We start from the raw sequence: 16,297 nt of genomic DNA, 5'->3' as shown, positions 1-16,297 counted from the left end.
CACGTACCCTCTTACTGTCGGCTGCATCCGCAGCACTGGCGGCCGATATCAAAGCATACGCTGCAAACACGCGATTGGCAAAACCTTCGCCACCCGCGGCCGAACTTCAAACTGAGACAAGGTGGCGGCGGTCGATCCCCGTTGCGCATCTTTGCGCGCCGGCTAGGATTGAACTCTCGACCTCTCCCTTGCCCTTGGTAAAGGGAGGGCTTCTGAGGGCCCCATTGCGCAGGTTACCGGCGCCCACGCCTAGGATATTCCACATTTATGTTGACTTCAACATTTGTGTGGAGTTCCTTATATGCGTGAACAGCAAGGAACTTAAGAAATGGCTCGCTGCGCAGGGTTGCACCTTCGAAAGCAAGAAGGGCGGCTCCGGCCACCTGATCATCCGCCGTGGTGATCGCAAGTCGGAATTGCCAATGCATGACGCTGGCAAGGAACTCGGAACAGGCCTGGTCAATGCAGTCAAAAAGTAGTTGGGATTGAAGTGATGGCTGGATATCGCATCAACGTGGAACCGGACGACAACGGAACGCTGCTCATTACATGCCCGCAATTGCCAATTGTGGTGACGTTCGCAGAGGATGAGCAGGGTGTGCGCCAGCACGCAGTTGATGCCATAGAGACCGCACTGGCAAGTATGATCGACGATGGTGAGGACGTCCCTCGCCCAGATGGCCAACCGGGTTTGGTCATCGATTTACCGGCACTGACTTGGCTGAAGCTGAATCTTTATTGGTCGCTCAGGGATTCGGATATAACGCGAGCTGAATTGGCCAGGCGATTGGATTGGAAGAGGGAGTCTGTCGACCGCCTGTTCAGGCTTGATCACAGATCCAGACTTGAACAGTTGGAAGCGGCCTTCTCCGCGCTAGGACGCACGGTGGAAGTCGACATTCGCGTTGCCGCCTAGCTGCCGCAAGATAGATGGAGGTGGGCGGTGGCAAACGATAAGATAAAATCCATCGTGGGCAACTGTCCGCGAGTCTGCTGGCGCTCAGCAAAAAGAAGCCGCCGAAGCGATCCGCACAAAAGGCGAAGCTGGCATCGTAAGCGATCATGTCTTTGGCCCCAAAGCTGACGTTTCTTCGCTCCAAGGCGTGCAGTTTCGCGCTTTGTTCCGTAGGCCGACGACCGTTCGCGTAAACCGCAAAACGCCTAAGTTCGGATCTCCTCAACTGCAACTTGGCGAGAACGATTTCAAAGACTTTGTTGAAAGGCATTTCGGGAGGGTAACCGAGCGGTCCGAACTGGCGCCGGAGTGGTGGACGAGGAAGAACTTCTGTCGGCCTCGAAAATGGGGCGGTAAGCGACGGCTTCACCGGAAATGAGGCCGGCCAGAGATATCGACCGAGCCGCCGCTGTGATCCGCCTCTACCAAACATGTGAGCATCCCCTAATCTACTCCTCATGAGACTCCTCTGGTTCTCTCCCCCGGTCTACGTGAAGGCGAAGCGTCCGGCCACTCGCCATGGGGTCAGCCACGTCGAGGGAGCCGCCGAGGAACTCATGGCGTGGGACACAAAGGGGCCGAGGTGGACGAAAGCGGTCCAATTATGCGTTGACGCGTTCGAGGGCAGTGTCCCCCCAAGAGTCCGTGAAGCCTTTGAGGCGGCGGCCAAGGAGGCGACCGTATATCTCTCGCCTGAGTAGGAGGTATCATGGCAACCCTTTGGTTCGTCCCTCCAGTGTTCGTGAAGTCTGAAACGGACGGTGCCAGGCATGGCTGCAACAATGCGAGGGCAGCCCTTGAGCAGCTCAAGACGTGGACCCGGAGAGGACCTCACTGGCACAAGGCGTGGACCCTCTGCCTGTCAGCACTGGAGGGCGATCCGATTGACCCTCACGTGATCCGAAAGGCTTTCGTGGCTGCCGCTAAGGAGGCGGAGATGTATCTCTCGCCTGAGTAGGAGGTATCATGGCCATCCATTGGATTCACCCTCCGGTCTTTATCGAAACCGACCAACCTGGGCTCACCTTCGTCTGCACCAATGTCGAGGGTGCCGCTATAGAACTCATGAAGTGGACCAAGCGGGGATCTAAGTGGAAGGCGGCGGTCGATGTCTGTATGGCCTCATTGAAGGCGAGCGCACGCCCGACGACGTGAGGAAGGCCTTCGAGGTTGCTGCCAAGGAGGAGGGGCTGCTACGCTCCTCCTCTAATTAGGCTCACTTCCGTGGGCGCTATTGAACACCGGATGCCGCAGAATCAGCTGCGCTATTTGCGTGCGAGCACGACGTGAGCCTCTTGGGGGAACATCAGCTCCCCTCCAATTGAATAGATTGCCAGCGAAGAACTTACATCACCCATAATCGCTGCGATGATAGCGTCGCGGTGTCCGGCATCCATTCCGCTGACCAGCCCTGCCTGCGGAGTCGCTGCCAGCTGTAGTCGCACATATTCCTTTGACGAGGGGAATCGGATGTTCTGTGTCGTCGTGTGGATGGTCACCTGACGAAATCCCGCCCCGGCCACCAATTGGTAAAGCTCGTCCGCATCGGCGAGTGAATGCTCGGACCGTTTCGTTGCCGAAGCGCCTGCACCGAGGTGTCGATCCAAGGCGTCCACCAGCGCCTTTGCCGCAGGAGTGCGCTCAATAGCGCTGAAAACGCTTAAGGCCAGTCGGCCGTCAGGCACCAGCACCCGGAACATCTCACGTAGCGCACTCGATCGGTCCGGGAAAAACTGCAGTCCGAGCTGGCAAAGAACCAGATCAAAGGTGGCGTCAGGGAACGGCATTTCGAGCGCGCTTCCCTCGTGCCAGTCGATACGCGGTCCAGCGCCCGTCGGGAGGGATCGAGCAACGGCAAGCATGCCCGTGTTGATGTCGAGGCCGACGACCTGCCCACTTCCCATACGCTCGGCCGCCAAGCGTGCTACCACGCCGGTGCCGCAAGCTACGTCCAGAACCCGCTCACCAGATTGAGGCGCAGCACGATCCACCAGGTCGGCAGCCCACAGGGTTGTGATCGCCGGGACCAGGTAGCGCTCGTAGAGTTCCGCGGCGCTGCCTTGCAGCTGCCACTGCTCCTGCTCGGCCACAGCGTTCCTTTCCGCACAACGAGCCGCTCGGCAAAAGGCTCGATCGGCGCTTTAAGGAGTCATCATAGGCGCGCGTCTGTCAAACAAGCAACCGCGCCAACCGGCGGTTGGAAGACGCGCCGCAGCCGGCGCGCGTAGGATTTTTCCACGATCCGCGAACCGGGCAAATCCCGACCCACCCGCGCTCGGTGACCGCTTGATCGCCCCGTCGCTCTCCTGTGCGGCGGGTTTTTTTGTTTCCTATGGAACACCGGCATGGGCAGGACGTTCGCCTACTGCAGCATCTTCTGTGCTGCGAGATCGGTGTCCCCTCCCGATCGGCCCGCGTCCTTCCCCTCCGTGGGCGCGGGCAACTTCAGATGGACTCTCTCCCTGATTGGAGTAGTCACGTCATGCCGTCGACCTCGATACACAAAACGGAATACGATCCGGAGCGCAAAGTCCTCTCGGTGTGGCTCGTGGCCAGCGGTAAATGCTACCAGTTTGAGGACGTGCCGCCGGAGACCTTCGCCGAGTTCCAAGCCGCCTTCGCCAAGGGCCGCTTCTTCAACGGCCACATCCGAAATCACTTCCGCTACCGTCTAGTTGGACCCGCGGTCGACTGAGCAGCATCAGCGGACGATCTCTCTTTTGGCAGGGATGCGGCTCATTCGTCGCGGCCGTCCGGCCAGCCTTTGCGAGGGTAAGGTCGGACATCGGAACGAAAGGCGGATTCGCGAATTTCTACTGCTAGATAATCGGAATCGTCGCCCATGAGGCTCGCGACCCTCCACCTTGAAACTGCCAGATACGGCGATCTATATCGCGCGGAAAGGCTCGCTCGGTTGAGGCAGCAAATGATCCGGCACATCAAGCGCACTGACGCCTCGGCTCAAAAAGTCGAGCAAGCGCTGGCTAGTTTGGCCGAAGCAAACGCACCCATGGACCGGCTCGCGCGGCATCAGTAGGGCCGCGCTCATGCTCGCCTCCGCATCGGCACGATGTACGGCGGGTTGTTCGGTTGCTGCATGTGGCGTTCTCACCCGTTTCGTGATGCCTGTCCTTAGCCCCTTGGGGCCGCAGAATTGTAGACATGTGGACACGACCGCACGTCCACATGTGCGCACACCGGACGGCCACAGCCGGCTCGAGCTCTCCCGCTTCCTCACGCCGCCTGTCGTCGCAGATCACCGGAACGCCCCGGTCAACGCCTTCGGCTACCTCCGCGTCATGTTCGCCGTGGACGACATCGACGAGACGCTTGAAAGACTCCGCACGCGCGGCGCGCAGCTCGAAGGCGAAGTAGTCCAGTATAAAGACGCGTATCGGCTCTGCTACATCCGTGGGCCTGAAGGGCTCCTCATCGGACTAGCCCAAGAACTCAGCTGAGCGAATACGAAGACAGGCGAAGAGTGACCAATGCCAGCGAGCGCGTCCGAGGCCGACCCGCCTGTTCGACGTCCATCCCTCCGCGGTCGGCCGCGTTACACGCATGCAATTATCGAAACGTGGGCATGCTGCCACGAAACGGCGCCTCGCGCCTTTGCTCGACCGCATCGACGTCCTGGATCTTGGCGGCGGTTAAGGCCTGCATAGCCGTTCGCGTCGGGCAGCGGCGCCCTGAATTCACGACGATGCAACCACCGCCATGTCTTCGCGTTTAACCGCCTTCACTCCTGGGGAGCGACGAAAATGACGGCGTTTGTCCCGATTACAATCTACCTGAATCACAGGCCGATGGTGGTCGCGTCGATAACCGACGCTGCGAAAGCGCTTCAGCAACCATGGCCATTCATGGACAAGCCGTCCCGGCTTGAAGCAATCCGAATGATCGAGGAATGCCTGGCCGGACATTGCAGTCACCAAGCTGCGTTCGCCGCCTTCGAGGCGGCTGCAACGGAACAGGGACTTCATAAGCAGAAGCCCCCAAGCGAAGGCCTCAAGAAATTCGACGGGGTTGCTGAAGATCTGATGTGAGGTGATGCCCGCCCTCGCCACCTTGGAACCGCTGACAGGCCTCGCCTAGGCGGACGTGGTCAGGACCACCCGCAAATCGAGGAATGGCGGTGGTCTCTTGCTGCGCATTCCCTAGCTAACGACATTCCAATTGCCAAGGAACGCGATGGAGACGGCGAAGACCGGAGCGAGTAACCAGCGGGCTTGGTCGACGCTATTTTCCATGGGCTCTTCCAGTGAACTCACAGTGAGCAACGACTAGGGGCAGCCGCGGTTCCGGATGGTGCGATGTCCAGTCTGTTGCGCGAACAGTGAGACTTGGGTCCTGTCTGAGATCGGCCCGAAGCTCCCAGCCAAAGGAACTTTTGCAGCTGCCGCGGGTTCGGTGAGTATCGCGCGTGACGATGCTGTTCGGCGCGACAGGACTCACATAGGAGGCAATATGAAAATGCGACTTTCCACTGCAGCCGCGGGATTTCTGCTGCTGGCAGGTATCGGCGCTGCTGCCGCTCAGGACGTAGTCATCGAGCCTGAACAGGAGACCGTCATCAGGGAATATGTGAAGAAGCAGCCGCTCGCATCGGTGAAGGTCCCTGGGATAGAGCTCAATATCGGCTCAACGCTGCCCGAGACGGTCGAGCTTCATGAAGTTCCTGACACCAAATACAGTTACGTGATGGTCGACAACCGGACCGTTGTCGTTGATCCAGGCACACGCAAGATCATCAAAGTCATCGAGTGACCTAAGCGACTGGGAGCACAGCCCGCGGTGCCGAAAGGTATAGCAGGACACTAAATCTGGAAGTCGGTCTGATCCAACAGACCATTGCCTGCCCTCTCTCGTAGGCAATGGTCTGTCGGCTCATCCGGTAACTTGCGGCCCAACCCAACGCATTGGGGCTGCAACGGTTTCGCGCGGCAATGCCGGGTCTCGTTATCGGTCAATCTCATTGCTGCTTTCGCTCTCGTTCTCTTTCAATCTCTTCAGGTTCCTCTTTGTCGAACTTGACCGTCTCGCTATCAGCCTTGCCGACGGCGCAAAGCAGTTCGTCCGTCTTGGCGTGAAGGGCCTGAGTATCGGGATGTTCGGCGCGCTGGATGAAAAGCGTCATGGCCCGTGTCGCTAGCGTCGCAATCGAATGCCAATCGAGGCTGCGTGCGTCATAGACAAGCCAAAGCCCGGCATAGGCCAGGAAAATCAAAAACGCCTGCGGGCCGCGACGTCAGCGTGCCAATGTGTGTGATGGTGCCCCGAACTGGGTGGTTTGCCATGTGCAAGAATTCCTACGCATCTTCATAGGACAGAAGCTCATGCTCTGGCTCGTAGTGATGAAGTGCCTGGCCCAAGATCGCGCTAATCGAAATCTTGCCGGCGGATAGGACAGCGCTCGAGATGCTCCGCCCCGGGCTGATCGGCCGGTCGTGAACTTTACCCTGTAGCTGGCTGGCCTCGCTGTTTCTCATTTCCGCTCACGCAGCGCCTCGCGGGTTCTGTCAGAGCGGCCCGGTTGTTGCCGTGGCTTTTGATAAGTTGGCGGACTTGGTCTGCCGAGACACCGTTCTGCTGGGTAAAATACTCGATCTCGTAGTCGTCACCGGCGGATACGCGGTCGCGGAAATCTCGCTCGCTCATGTCATCGCCCATGGCGTTCTCCTGTGAGCTTCGAATCAATTGCAACGCCGGCAAACCGATTTCGTTGCCGCGGGCCTGCGGGATCAAGTTCTGTTCACACGGGAGAATGCCAGCACTGCCGGACCTCACTTTGTTTTTCGGAACCGATTCGAAACGGGGATATTGATTCAAATCGAAGCGTCTGGAGTCCAATTGCATGCTTACCGAGCCTGGCATTGGCCGGCTGTCGTTTATTGAATTCCAGATGCCCACGCTGGTCGAGAAGCCGCCCAAGGGCGATGGATGGATTCACGAAATCAAATACGATGGCTATCGGACCCAGCTGATCATCCAGCGGGGCAAGGCGCAGGCCTTCACCCGAAGGGGCTTCGACTGGACCGACCGATACGGCCCGATTGTCGGTGCCGCGGCTGAGCTGAAAGCAAAGCGCGCAATCATCGATGGCGAGGCGACTGTATTAGGCGCTACCGGCCTTCCTAACTTTCAGGCACTACGCCGCGAGCTTGGAAAAACTGAGTCAACGAAGCTGATCTTCCACGCTTTCGATCTGCTTCACCTCAACGGCAAGAATCTGCGGGACGCTCCGCTGCTGGAACGCAAGCGCGCCTTGCAACGTCTCTTGAGAGGCGCGCCGCCGGCGCTGGTCTATGTCGATCATTATGAGGGCGACGGCCCGACAGTGTTCGAGCACGCCTGCGAAATGGGCCTGGAGGGGATCGTGTCGAAGCGTGCAGATTCCCGCTACCGCTCCGGCCGGCAGGAGAGTTGGCTCAAGCTCAAATGCATCAAGAGCGACAACTTTCCGATCGTTGCCTTCGTCGAGAAGCTGGGGGCGAAGCCGCGCAGGATTGCCTCGCTTTATCTCGGCCGCCGCGAAGGGAATCGCGTCCACTATGCCGGCAAGGCGCAAAGCGGCTACAGCCTGCGCGATGCACGCGAAGTGCGCGAACGATTGGACCCACTGATTGTGGCGAAATCTCCACTCTCGGAACCGATAGACAAGCCCAAGGCAACTTGGGTGCACCCAGCAGTCGAGGCCGAAATCCAATATAGCGGGATCACCGATGACGGACTGCTGCGTGAGGCGGTGTTCAAGGGGCTGCGCGATGATCTGAGCCCACCAGCCCGCGCGCCGCCTTTAGGCCGCAAGCGGCCGCCGTCCGATGAAAGTTTCGGCGTGCCGCCGGAAAACATTCTGCAATTGCTGCCCGACGCCGTCGTGCCCTCGAAAGAGGATCTGATCGGATATTGGACGAAGGTAGCGAGGAAGGCGCTCGTCCACCTTGGCCGACGCCCGCTCAAGCTGGTTCGCCACTCCCACGGCGTCACGTTCTATCACAAGGGCAGATTGCCCAAAGTTCCGGATGCCGTGCATCAGCTGCGAGTTCAGAAACGCGAAGGTGGCGAAGGTGTGAGGCTGTGGGTTGATGACCTTGATGGGCTTCTTGGCTTGGTGGAAATGGGCGTTGTCGAATTGCACCCATGGAACGCCACCATTGATGATATCGAGCATGCCGACCACCTCGTAATAGATCTGGATCCTGGCGAAGGAGTCGAATGGGAGCTAGTTGCCGGCACGGCTTTGGCGCTCCGCGATATGCTGCGTTCAGCAGGACTCGACAGCTGGCCGAAGGTGACTGGCGGCAAAGGCGTGCATGTGATGGCGCCGCTGAACGCTGCGATCACCCACGATGCGGCCAGGCAGTATGCACGCAGGCTGGCGCAGCAGCTGGTCAACAAGTATCCCGATCGCTACCTGTTGGCGGCTGCGCCGTCCGCCCGCGTAGGGCGGATCTTCCTGGATTATCTCCGAAATGGGCGAGGAAACACGGCGGTCGGTGCGTATTCGCCAAGAGCCGGGCCACACTTTCCGATAGCAGCTCCCGTAACCTGGAGCTTGGTCGAAAAGGGAATTCTGCCAGACGCGTTCACGCTGCAAAGCCCAATTCGACCGACGCCGCAGACAAGCCTGCGGAAAGCGGGTCGCGCTCGTGCCAATTTTTCAGATCGCCCGACGTGAAGAAAGACCAGAGACTCTATAATCAGTCGGCGGATCTGGAGATCGTGGCTCGACCAAGGCCAATCTTCCGCACGCGTCAAAGTGGATTGGAATAGGGTCGAAGATTGTCCCCGAAAACCGCTCCTCCGGACCCGAAATGAAGGCAAGTAGATAGTCCTGGTCACCATGTGTAAGAAGGCGCCCGGCATATATCTCGCAGTCGGGTGTGCCGTATAGGAATGGACCGTCCGCTGGTTTCCATGGCCCCAAGGGATGATCGGCAGCAAGATAGTGGATGCCCGCTACCGGCTCTCCCGGATAGTTGCGTTTGAATTCTTCCGACCAACATTGTGAATGTGTGCAGAAGAGGCAGAACCATTTGTCGCCCCGCTGGAAGACTTGGGGGACCTCGATTTCCCCGAAAGATCCGACATAAACCGGAGGCTGAAGCTGCCAATTTACAAGATCGTGCGAATGGGCAACGCCAATTGCACCAGAGGCATTGGTATCCGATGGCATCGGCGATCGGGCCGTGAAATACATCAGCCAGCCAGAGCCCTCGGGGTCACGTATCACCCAAGGATCCCGCAGCGAGCAGTCCTTCCAGCGCCGCGGAACGCAACCCTCGTAATACTCGGCATTCTCACCGGTGCGCTCGAGCGCAAGGCCCTGCCTTCTCCAATGGACTAGATCGGCGCTACTCGCGCGTCCGATTCGTTGTATCTTGCCCTCTTCAGCGCGTGATGTCCCGGTATAGAAGAGGGTCCATGAATTCCTGTCGTTCCGCACAACGCAGCCGGTCCAGATCGTCAGATCATGAAAAGACGGAGTTTTGCTCGGCCGGAAAACCGTTCCCCGATACGTCCATTTGCGCAGGTCAGGACTTGTGGCAAGGCCCCAGGTGACATTCCAGTGTCGCAGTTCGGGATTCCCTAGCGAGCGATCGGCCTGCAGAAAGAAGGCATGCCAGAGTCCCTGATCATCCCGGCAATACCAGCTGTCCCATATCCATTTTCCTTCGACGGTCAACATTGGATGCCTCTGACGTCGCATTGCCAACCACTGCTGAAAGAAAACCATCAGCGCGCGCTAACGTTCCGCTTCAAGGCTTACGGCCGGGGAGGCAACCCGACTAATCTTGATTCCAAATATCGTGCGAACTTGGTTTCGGACTTGGTTGCCCAACGCGCGGTTCAGGTTGACCTTGTCGGCGGCCTGTCTGCCGGCCTTTAGGCGTCGGTCGCTACGCGGGCCGATGCCCGACACACCAGCCGTATTTCGGGATGGGTTCGAGCTCTTCCAGGCGGTCGTTCAGGCACCGGACCAGGCCGACTTGGAACGATCGGGTCAGGTGCCGACGGCGAAGCGATCCCCGATAGGCGCGCCTCTGCTTGAAGCGCCGGCTTTCGACGTCGCGGTAGCGGGGTCGGTCCACCTTCACGCGGTGGACCGGGACGCAAGTCTAGGTCGTTGCAGACCCGCGTTCAGGACGATCTGGCGATTTTCTAACTACCGTCATAGGACCCAAAAGGGGAGAAACCTAGCAGGCCCGCGCCGAACCAAGGTGTGAGCGTTATGGCGTTCACCTCGATACGCAAACGGAATACGATCCGGAACGCAGAACCCTCTCGGCCAGCGGTAAATGTTACCAGTCTGAGGACGTGCCGCCGGAGACCTTCGCCGCGTTCAAAGCCGCCATTGTGAATGCCGCTACTTCAAGACCACCTCCGCAATCCCTTCCGATCCGGTGTGGTTACGACCGGCGACGGTGCCGGATGACATCGTATGGACCAAGCGCGTCATTCAGGCTGGTGGCGACGCTATGTGGTGGTAGAAGACTCGTCCGACGACCCCGGCAAACGATCGCGAATGGCTTCCTCAGTTCTGTTTGCGGTCGATTCCACAACTTTGCCGACCTTGCCTGCTAGGGTGCCTGCATCTCCACCCGAGCCTTGCCGGTCGGCCTCTTCCTTGACCGTTTCGTAGGCCTCGGCGGCAACTTGCTTTGCTTGCTCCAGGCCCGTTTCGAAAACCTCCTCCGCACTGTCGCGAATTTTGTCGCGGTAGGCGCCAAGTTGCTCGTCCTCTGTGGCTGTGTGGGGCAGCATCACCCCGATGGCAGTGCCCAGCGCAAGGCCGACTGCGGCGATAGCCAGCGGTTCGCGCTCGAAGAGGTCTTGTGCCGATTGGCGCGTCCGAGCCGCTATCTCGCTGGCGCTTGAGCCGAGCTGTCCGGCGGTTTTTGTCATCCTTTCCTTGGCGCCCGTTGCAGCGTTTGCTGCAGCTTCGGCCGCGTCGCTTGCTGCTGATGTAACCGAACCGGCGGTATCGGAGAGCATCGCCCCGATTCCGGACCCTTCGTTGCCCTGGCTGAAATCATCGCCGCGCAAGTTAGAGAAAGCGTCAGGAGCCGTGCCTGTCCGATAGGCGGCGGCAGCTGAGTTGGTTGCCGACGTGCCGTCGCCCAGCATCAGCCAGGCCAGGCCGGCTCCAATCAACGTCAATGGCAACGGGTTGTCCCTGACTTGCGACTTGAAATTGCCAAGCATGGCAGATCCCTCGCCACCGGCGAACATCCCGGTAAATTCGTCGATCAATTGACCCGGTGTCATCTTGCTGCGGATCGAATCGGCGGTGTCTGCTACTTTAGCACGGGCGATGTCGGCATCGCGTTCGAGCTCGGCTGCGGATTTTTCGCTCATCTCATTTGATCCTTGATCACGCGTGCGTCGCGCTTGAGTTGGTCTTGTGTGCGATCAGGCGTTAGCTCGGAAGGAGCCATGCTTTTCGTGCCGGAGCGCAAGAGAATGATCCCCAGTACCGCGACGACGATCCCGACCAGCAGCGAGGACCATCCCGCTCCCAAGCCGGCACTCGCCAGGGCGATTACGAGTGCTTGCAAAAGCACCATCAAGGCCGCGAGAAGGCATATGGCGCCGGCCAGAACCTCGGCGGCGCCTGTGCCGGCCTTGCTGATTTTCTCCGACATTTCGGCCCGCAACAGCCTACTTTCGGTTTGAAGCAGGCTTGTGACCTGCTGTGCCAGATCGCTGACGAGGGTTGCGAGGCCGCGACTTTCCTGATTGTTGTTCATGGGTTCTGCTCCAGGCTTGCGCCTGCCAAATCCCTGTCGTCTCTGGGCTGATTGAAGGGGGGCGGCGTAGTGTCAGGTGCCTCTGCCGATGGCGTAGCGGACTGATCCGAGTTCGAAACCGTTTCTGAACCCCCGTCTGTTTGCGATCGACTCGGTGTCTCGGTCCGAGCAGATGGCGGCGTGCTCTTGATAAACCGCCCCAGCGCCAAGCCTGCCAATACTGAGCCGGCTATCAGCGCCCCTGAGTTTTCGCGGCCGAAAGACCGCATCTCGCCAAGAACATCTTCGAATGGCTTGTCCTTCAACGAAGACGAAAGGCGTTCAAGCGAGCCGGCGGCATCGAGGGTGAACTTCGAAGCGGTCCGTTGATCATTATTGGCCAGATGCTCGCTTGCTGCTCGCAAAGCTCCGCTCAAGGCCTTAAGATTGGAACTGATGTCGCGCTGTGTTCCCTCGGCCTTGTCGAATAACGCCTGCTTCGCTTCAGCAGCGTAGTCGCCCGCCTTCCTGGCGAGTTCGTCGCGAGCGTCGTGTAGCGCCTCTGTCGCGGTCTGCGTTTCCTGCTGGAACCGTTCAGACAGTTCGCTTTTGGCTGTTTCGAAATCGGCCGGCTTACGGCCCTGATCGTCTTCGCGCTGCATGGTATCTCCTAATGGAATCCGAGGAAGGAGAGGATCGCAAGCACGACGACGACAAGGCCGATGAGATAAATGACACTGTTCATGGTGGCAATCTCCTCCATTGCCTAACGAACTTGGCGGGGGCAAACAGGTTCCATCACTTCCAGCTAAATTAGCAGTAAGAATTCGGTGCCATAACCGGCGTCCCTCGCATGGACTTCTAGCGACAGCGCGCCCATGGCGTGGGTCCAAGGGAAATATCCAAATGAACCAGGGCATCAATAGGCCCCTCCGAAAGCTGATCCGTTCAAGATGGCTGCCGGGAACCAGCCTCCGCAAGACACGTTGCTGAGTCACCGAACTTCTCAAAAAGGATGCTTGCTATGGCGAAAGAGATACCTCGCGAGGAAGAGCAACGCGGCACAGGAAGGGTCCTCATGTGGGGCGCCGTGATCACCGCTGTGCTTTTTGTTGCCCTACTGGCCACATTCGTCCTCGGGCCGCTCTGATCTGAGATACTCACCGCCCTAACCTCTGGAGCTTGTTCCTACGGCGGACCAAAAGCTGCCGGCCGGCGCCTACCAGGCAACGCCCACTGCTCACAGAGCACTATTAGCTGACGCTAATGTTGCGCTTCAAGGGGCTTTTGGCCGGGGAGGCAGCGACCTGCGGGACGGGATGTCGTGGTCACCGCCGGGTATCGACTGCGCTTTGCAGGCGATCGGAACTAACGGTCTGTGGCAGCGTTGCGATGGCAGTAAGACAATGCTGACCAACGGAGACAGACATGACAGACTCCAAGGAACGTCTGGTGCAGTGGCTTCGCGACGCTCACGCCATGGAAGAACAAGCCGAGACCATGTTGAGCGGCCAAATCGAGCGTCTCGAAAACTATCCCGAGATTCGCGACCGGATGAACATGCATCTCGAAGAAACGAGGCAACAGGCAAAACGTCTTGAACAATGCCTCGATCGGATCGGCGACGGATCTTCGACGCTGAAGGACGCCGGCGGTAAGCTAATCGCCATCGGACAGAACATCAGCGGCATGTTTGCAGGCGACGAGGTGATGAAAGGATCACTGGCTAGCTACACATTCGAACATATGGAAATCGCCAGCTACAAAATGCTCATTGCCGCAGCCGGCGAGGTCGGCGACTCCGAGACCCAAAGAGCGTGTAAAGAAAACCTCCGCGAAGAAGAGGCGATGGCAGATTGGCTGGAAAACCAACTCGGCACGGTCACCAGCGAGTTCCTCAGACGCGACGAGCGGGATGCTGACACCGCGAAACGGTGACATGCCTAAAGTCTTGCGATCGCGTTGTAGAAATCCTTCGGCGGTACGAGGCTGATCGACGTCAAACCCGGTAGGGCTTCAGACGCGAAGGGATGGCGGATTGGTTGACGTTCTAAAAGAAACCGCTCCCTCTCAGCGCGATGTTCGAAGCAGAACCTGCGCGAGGCTTGCTAGGCCTCGCGAAAATCCCAGCCGGCATGATTTGTGCAGCCAGGATGTTCGCACGCATGGCTGATTCCCGGGCGCTATGACCTGTTCTGGCCGTGGGAGCCTGAATCTCGTCGCACATCACCTTCATCGTATGGGAATGGATACACGTCGATGTCAAGGGGCTGCGCTTGTCGATCTTGTGCCAACCAATTCCGTTGAAGGAATCTGCAGCGATCACGAGAGCCTTGCGTGTCAAGTGGTTGGACGATTTCAATGGGATAAACTGGTGCTGCGAGAGAGGATTGAACTCTCGACCTCTCCCTTACCAAGGGAGTGCTCTACCACTGAGCTACCGCAGCCGCTGATGGCGGGGCTTCTGCCATATCGAACCGGCAAGCGCAAGGCCAAGCGCAAGCCATTCGCAAGCCATCTGTGAAAGCCCGCTCCAACGGCTTTTGCGGACATGGCAGCGCCACAATGTTGGCTTTCCCTGAATAGTGCGCTGGCGCATCGGCCCGAAAATCGGAATCGATTTTCGGAAAGCACGTTGCCAGGATTCAAAAGTGCTAGATCGTCGTTTGTGCGTCAAGCGGACCCACATCGCTCTAATCGTCAGCCGGGACGGAACCATGAACGACAAGGCAACTCCAACTGACAAGGGCGGGCCATCGAAAAAGGACAGCCCACCGAAGAAGGCTGACCGCCAGACCCGGCTCGCCGAGCAATTGCGCGCCAATCTGCAGAAGCGCAAGGCGCAGTCGCGCTCGCGACGCACTGGCGAGGCTGACAAGCGGCCGGAAGGGCTCGGCGCCTTAAGGGAAACGCAAAAGGATTGATATCAACAGGCTGGCCGGGGCGAGAATCCTGTTTCTTGAACCAAGCCGGCCAATGGTTTAGACGGGCCACAACAGACTCAACCGATTAAACCGGCCTTTCGGCCGAGGGGACGCTCTTTAAATGGATCGCATCAGAATTGTCGGCGGCAACAAGCTTGCCGGAAGCATCCCGATCTCGGGCGCGAAGAACGCCGCGCTGCCGCTGATGATCGCTTCGCTGCTCACCGACGACACGCTGACCCTGGAAAACGTGCCGCATCTGGCCGATGTCGAGCAGTTGATCCGCATCCTCGGCAATCATGGCGTCGACTACTCGGTCAACGGACGCCGCGAAAAGCAGCAGGAGGGCTATTCGCGCACCGTCACTTTCTCCGCCCGCAACATCGTCGATACAACGGCCCCCTACGAGCTGGTGTCGAAGATGCGCGCCTCCTTCTGGGTGATCGGCCCGCTGCTTGCCCGCATGGGCGAGGCCAAGGTGTCGCTGCCCGGCGGTTGCGCCATCGGCACGCGGCCGGTCGACATTTTCCTGGAAGGCCTCCAGGCGCTGGGCGCCGATATCGACGTCGACACCGGCTATGTCATCGCCAAGACCAGGAACGGCCGTCTTGTCGGCAATCGCTACGTCTTCCCGAAAGTGTCGGTCGGCGCCACCCATGTGCTGATGATGGCGGCGTCCCTGGCCAAGGGCGAGACGGTGCTCGAAAACGCCGCCCGCGAGCCTGAGATCGTCAACCTCGCCGAATGCCTCAACGCCATGGGCGCCAGGATTTATGGCGCTGGCACCGAGACCATCACCATCGACGGCGTCGAGGCGCTGTCGGGCGCGCGCGTCCGGGTGATACCCGACCGCATCGAGACCGGCACCTATGCGATGGCCGTCGCCATGACCGGCGGCGATGTCGTGCTCGAAGGCGCGCGGGCGGACCTGCTGCAGACCGCGCTCGACGTGATTTCCCAAACCGGCGCCGAGATCACGCAGACCAATTCCGGCATCCGCGTCAGGCGCAACGGCGCCGGCATTGCGCCGGTCGACGTGACGACAGCGCCGTTCCCGGCGTTCCCGACCGACCTGCAGGCGCAGTTCATGGGCCTGATGACGATGGCCAAGGGCAAGTCGCGCATCACCGAGACGATCTTCGAAAACCGCTTCATGCACGTCCAGGAACTTGCCCGGCTCGGCGCCCACATAACACTGTCCGGCCAGACGGCGATCGTCGACGGCGTGCCGAAGCTGAAGGGCGCGCCGGTGATGGCGACCGACCTTCGCGCTTCGGTGTCGCTGGTCATCGCCGGCCTGGCAGCCGAAGGCGAGACCACGGTCAACCGGGTCTATCATCTCGACCGCGGTTTTGAGCGGCTGGAAGAAAAGCTGTCCGGCTGCGGCGCGGAGATCGAGCGGATTTCGGGGTAGAGGTAACGGCCTGAGGTCGGCGCTGCCCCTCATCTGCCTGCCGGCATCTTCTCCCCGTATAGTGACGGGGAGAAGGGGCTGGCCGCGACCTCGGCGCCCTTTCTGCAACGCCGGATATTGGCGAAATCCTTGCGAAGGCGTCCCTCTCCCCGCCACTATGCGGGGAGAGGATGCCGGCAGGCAGGTGAGGGGCGGCGCAAACCTGATGCGATTGTGCTGGAATCCGTGGCGCGGTTGCACGGATCGCCAAGACCGCCTAACAGAAAACTGATGT

19 protein-coding genes, 1 tRNA gene and 1 pseudogene are annotated in these 16,297 nt (G+C 59.5%); 13 read left to right on the top strand and 8 right to left on the bottom strand.

Translation table 11 applies throughout. The features are described 5' to 3' along the window. Positions 1–305 precede the first annotated feature (305 nt). The 5 genes from AC0L2M_RS05910 to AC0L2M_RS05890 all read left to right on the top strand — a co-directional run bounded on the left by AC0L2M_RS05910 (position 306) and on the right by AC0L2M_RS05890 (position 2,110). Positions 306–479: a type II toxin-antitoxin system HicA family toxin gene (locus AC0L2M_RS05910; protein ID WP_128247772.1), complete on the top strand. Its 174-nt coding sequence runs from the start codon at positions 306–308 to the stop codon at positions 477–479. Between the two features lie 14 nt (positions 480–493). Continuing rightward, positions 494–916 carry a type II toxin-antitoxin system HicB family antitoxin gene (locus tag AC0L2M_RS05905; RefSeq protein WP_128247773.1) on the top strand — a complete coding sequence of 141 codons (423 nt, stop codon included), beginning with the start codon at positions 494–496 and terminating at the stop codon, positions 914–916. A 497-nt stretch (positions 917–1,413) separates the two neighbouring features. Continuing rightward, positions 1,414–1,656 carry a DUF982 domain-containing protein gene (locus AC0L2M_RS05900; protein WP_128247774.1) on the top strand — a complete coding sequence of 81 codons (243 nt, stop codon included), beginning with the start codon at positions 1,414–1,416 and terminating at the stop codon, positions 1,654–1,656. 8 nt (positions 1,657–1,664) lie between these two features. Next, on the top strand, positions 1,665–1,913 hold the full coding sequence (locus AC0L2M_RS05895) for a DUF982 domain-containing protein (protein ID WP_128247775.1): 249 nt from the start codon (positions 1,665–1,667) through the stop codon (positions 1,911–1,913). A gap of 8 nt (positions 1,914–1,921) precedes the next feature. Further along, a complete protein-coding gene (locus tag AC0L2M_RS05890; RefSeq protein WP_473534317.1) occupies positions 1,922–2,110 on the top strand; it encodes a DUF982 domain-containing protein in 189 nt (62 codons plus the stop codon). A 110-nt stretch (positions 2,111–2,220) separates the two neighbouring features. Here AC0L2M_RS05890 and AC0L2M_RS05885 read toward each other — a convergent pair whose 3' ends face one another. Beyond that, positions 2,221–3,045, bottom strand: coding sequence for a class I SAM-dependent methyltransferase (locus AC0L2M_RS05885; RefSeq protein ID WP_473534316.1), 825 nt, complete (start codon positions 3,043–3,045; stop codon positions 2,221–2,223). 392 nt (positions 3,046–3,437) lie between these two features. Here AC0L2M_RS05885 and AC0L2M_RS05880 point away from each other — a divergent pair, with 392 nt between their 5' ends. From AC0L2M_RS05880 to AC0L2M_RS05865, 4 genes and pseudogenes are all read left to right on the top strand, one after another. Then, positions 3,438–3,650 carry a KTSC domain-containing protein gene (locus AC0L2M_RS05880; RefSeq protein WP_128185102.1) on the top strand — a complete coding sequence of 71 codons (213 nt, stop codon included), beginning with the start codon at positions 3,438–3,440 and terminating at the stop codon, positions 3,648–3,650. A 493-nt stretch (positions 3,651–4,143) separates the two neighbouring features. After that, positions 4,144–4,413, top strand: a pseudogene (locus AC0L2M_RS05875) (VOC family protein); the annotation flags it as partial. Positions 4,414–4,716: 303 nt separating this feature from the next. Then, the gene (locus AC0L2M_RS05870; RefSeq protein WP_128247779.1) at positions 4,717–5,001 is read left to right on the top strand and encodes a DUF982 domain-containing protein; all 285 of its coding nucleotides are present in this window, start codon (positions 4,717–4,719) and stop codon (positions 4,999–5,001) included. A gap of 421 nt (positions 5,002–5,422) precedes the next feature. After that, positions 5,423–5,722 carry a DUF1236 domain-containing protein gene (locus AC0L2M_RS05865; protein ID WP_091597134.1) on the top strand — a complete coding sequence of 100 codons (300 nt, stop codon included), beginning with the start codon at positions 5,423–5,425 and terminating at the stop codon, positions 5,720–5,722. Positions 5,723–5,927: 205 nt separating this feature from the next. Here the strand turns inward: AC0L2M_RS05865 and AC0L2M_RS05860 are convergent, their stop codons facing one another. Together AC0L2M_RS05860 and AC0L2M_RS05855 are read right to left on the bottom strand one after the other, a co-directional pair. Beyond that, positions 5,928–6,182, bottom strand: a complete 255-nt coding sequence (locus AC0L2M_RS05860) for a low affinity iron permease family protein (protein ID WP_287225365.1) — start codon at positions 6,180–6,182, stop codon at positions 5,928–5,930. Positions 6,183–6,409: 227 nt separating this feature from the next. After that, on the bottom strand, positions 6,410–6,811 hold the full coding sequence (locus tag AC0L2M_RS05855) for a DUF3606 domain-containing protein (protein ID WP_287225363.1): 402 nt from the start codon (positions 6,809–6,811) through the stop codon (positions 6,410–6,412). Here AC0L2M_RS05855 and ligD point away from each other — a divergent pair. After that, positions 6,810–8,633 carry a DNA ligase D gene (gene ligD / locus AC0L2M_RS05850; RefSeq protein WP_473534315.1) on the top strand — a complete coding sequence of 608 codons (1,824 nt, stop codon included), beginning with the start codon at positions 6,810–6,812 and terminating at the stop codon, positions 8,631–8,633. The genes AC0L2M_RS05855 and ligD overlap by 2 nt on opposite strands. Here the strand turns inward: ligD and AC0L2M_RS05845 are convergent. The 4 genes from AC0L2M_RS05845 to AC0L2M_RS05830 form a co-directional block, all read right to left on the bottom strand. Continuing rightward, complete coding sequence (locus AC0L2M_RS05845; RefSeq protein WP_473534314.1) at positions 8,616–9,644, bottom strand: hypothetical protein; 1,029 nt, start codon at positions 9,642–9,644, stop codon at positions 8,616–8,618. The genes ligD and AC0L2M_RS05845 overlap by 18 nt on opposite strands. A 788-nt stretch (positions 9,645–10,432) precedes the next feature. Beyond that, positions 10,433–11,314, bottom strand: a complete 882-nt coding sequence (locus AC0L2M_RS05840) for a hypothetical protein (RefSeq protein ID WP_287225357.1) — start codon at positions 11,312–11,314, stop codon at positions 10,433–10,435. Next, the gene (locus AC0L2M_RS05835) at positions 11,311–11,706 is read right to left on the bottom strand and encodes a phage holin family protein (protein WP_128247784.1); all 396 of its coding nucleotides are present in this window, start codon (positions 11,704–11,706) and stop codon (positions 11,311–11,313) included. The genes AC0L2M_RS05840 and AC0L2M_RS05835 overlap by 4 nt, the downstream gene beginning before the upstream one ends. Further along, positions 11,703–12,347 (bottom strand): hypothetical protein, encoded by a 645-nt coding sequence (locus AC0L2M_RS05830; protein ID WP_473534313.1) that lies wholly within the window; start codon positions 12,345–12,347, stop codon positions 11,703–11,705. The genes AC0L2M_RS05835 and AC0L2M_RS05830 overlap by 4 nt, the downstream gene beginning before the upstream one ends. A gap of 766 nt (positions 12,348–13,113) precedes the next feature. Here AC0L2M_RS05830 and AC0L2M_RS05825 point away from each other — a divergent pair. Beyond that, positions 13,114–13,623 carry a ferritin-like domain-containing protein gene (locus AC0L2M_RS05825; protein ID WP_027155497.1) on the top strand — a complete coding sequence of 170 codons (510 nt, stop codon included), beginning with the start codon at positions 13,114–13,116 and terminating at the stop codon, positions 13,621–13,623. A 434-nt stretch (positions 13,624–14,057) separates the two neighbouring features. Here AC0L2M_RS05825 and AC0L2M_RS05820 read toward each other — a convergent pair. Next, a tRNA-Thr gene (locus tag AC0L2M_RS05820) sits at positions 14,058–14,132 on the bottom strand. A gap of 270 nt (positions 14,133–14,402) precedes the next feature. On the opposite strand from AC0L2M_RS05820, the gene AC0L2M_RS05815 reads away from it, so the two are divergent. After that, on the top strand, positions 14,403–14,609 hold the full coding sequence (locus AC0L2M_RS05815; RefSeq protein ID WP_287181203.1) for a hypothetical protein: 207 nt from the start codon (positions 14,403–14,405) through the stop codon (positions 14,607–14,609). A gap of 121 nt (positions 14,610–14,730) precedes the next feature. After that, complete coding sequence (gene murA, locus AC0L2M_RS05810) at positions 14,731–16,023, top strand: UDP-N-acetylglucosamine 1-carboxyvinyltransferase (protein ID WP_473481526.1); 1,293 nt, start codon at positions 14,731–14,733, stop codon at positions 16,021–16,023. The last annotated feature ends 274 nt before the right edge of the window (positions 16,024–16,297 follow it).

It is taken from the genome of Mesorhizobium sp. WSM4806 (genome assembly GCF_055811635.1).
Note: the sequence above shows the minus strand (reverse complement) of the source record. Positions and strands in the feature narration are given on the sequence as shown.

Excerpts from the sequence above, each read along its gene's own strand:
- AC0L2M_RS05905 (WP_128247773.1), top strand. The coding sequence starts at position 494 with ATGGCTGGATATCGCATCAACGTGGAACCGGACGACAACGGAACGCTG.
- murA (WP_473481526.1), top strand. The coding sequence starts at position 14,731 with ATGGATCGCATCAGAATTGTCGGCGGCAACAAGCTTGCCGGAAGCATC.
- AC0L2M_RS05855 (WP_287225363.1), bottom strand. The coding sequence starts at position 6,811 with ATGCAATTGGACTCCAGACGCTTCGATTTGAATCAATATCCCCGTTTC.
- AC0L2M_RS05840 (WP_287225357.1), bottom strand. The coding sequence starts at position 11,314 with ATGAGCGAAAAATCCGCAGCCGAGCTCGAACGCGATGCCGACATCGCC.
- AC0L2M_RS05895 (WP_128247775.1), top strand. The coding sequence starts at position 1,665 with ATGGCAACCCTTTGGTTCGTCCCTCCAGTGTTCGTGAAGTCTGAAACG.
- AC0L2M_RS05900 (WP_128247774.1), top strand. The coding sequence starts at position 1,414 with ATGAGACTCCTCTGGTTCTCTCCCCCGGTCTACGTGAAGGCGAAGCGT.
- AC0L2M_RS05835 (WP_128247784.1), bottom strand. The coding sequence starts at position 11,706 with ATGAACAACAATCAGGAAAGTCGCGGCCTCGCAACCCTCGTCAGCGAT.
- AC0L2M_RS05890 (WP_473534317.1), top strand. The coding sequence starts at position 1,922 with ATGGCCATCCATTGGATTCACCCTCCGGTCTTTATCGAAACCGACCAA.
- AC0L2M_RS05830 (WP_473534313.1), bottom strand. The coding sequence starts at position 12,347 with ATGCAGCGCGAAGACGATCAGGGCCGTAAGCCGGCCGATTTCGAAACA.
- AC0L2M_RS05880 (WP_128185102.1), top strand. The coding sequence starts at position 3,438 with ATGCCGTCGACCTCGATACACAAAACGGAATACGATCCGGAGCGCAAA.
- AC0L2M_RS05870 (WP_128247779.1), top strand. The coding sequence starts at position 4,717 with ATGACGGCGTTTGTCCCGATTACAATCTACCTGAATCACAGGCCGATG.
- AC0L2M_RS05845 (WP_473534314.1), bottom strand. The coding sequence starts at position 9,644 with ATGTTGACCGTCGAAGGAAAATGGATATGGGACAGCTGGTATTGCCGG.
- AC0L2M_RS05825 (WP_027155497.1), top strand. The coding sequence starts at position 13,114 with ATGACAGACTCCAAGGAACGTCTGGTGCAGTGGCTTCGCGACGCTCAC.
- ligD (WP_473534315.1), top strand. The coding sequence starts at position 6,810 with ATGCTTACCGAGCCTGGCATTGGCCGGCTGTCGTTTATTGAATTCCAG.
- AC0L2M_RS05865 (WP_091597134.1), top strand. The coding sequence starts at position 5,423 with ATGAAAATGCGACTTTCCACTGCAGCCGCGGGATTTCTGCTGCTGGCA.
- AC0L2M_RS05815 (WP_287181203.1), top strand. The coding sequence starts at position 14,403 with ATGAACGACAAGGCAACTCCAACTGACAAGGGCGGGCCATCGAAAAAG.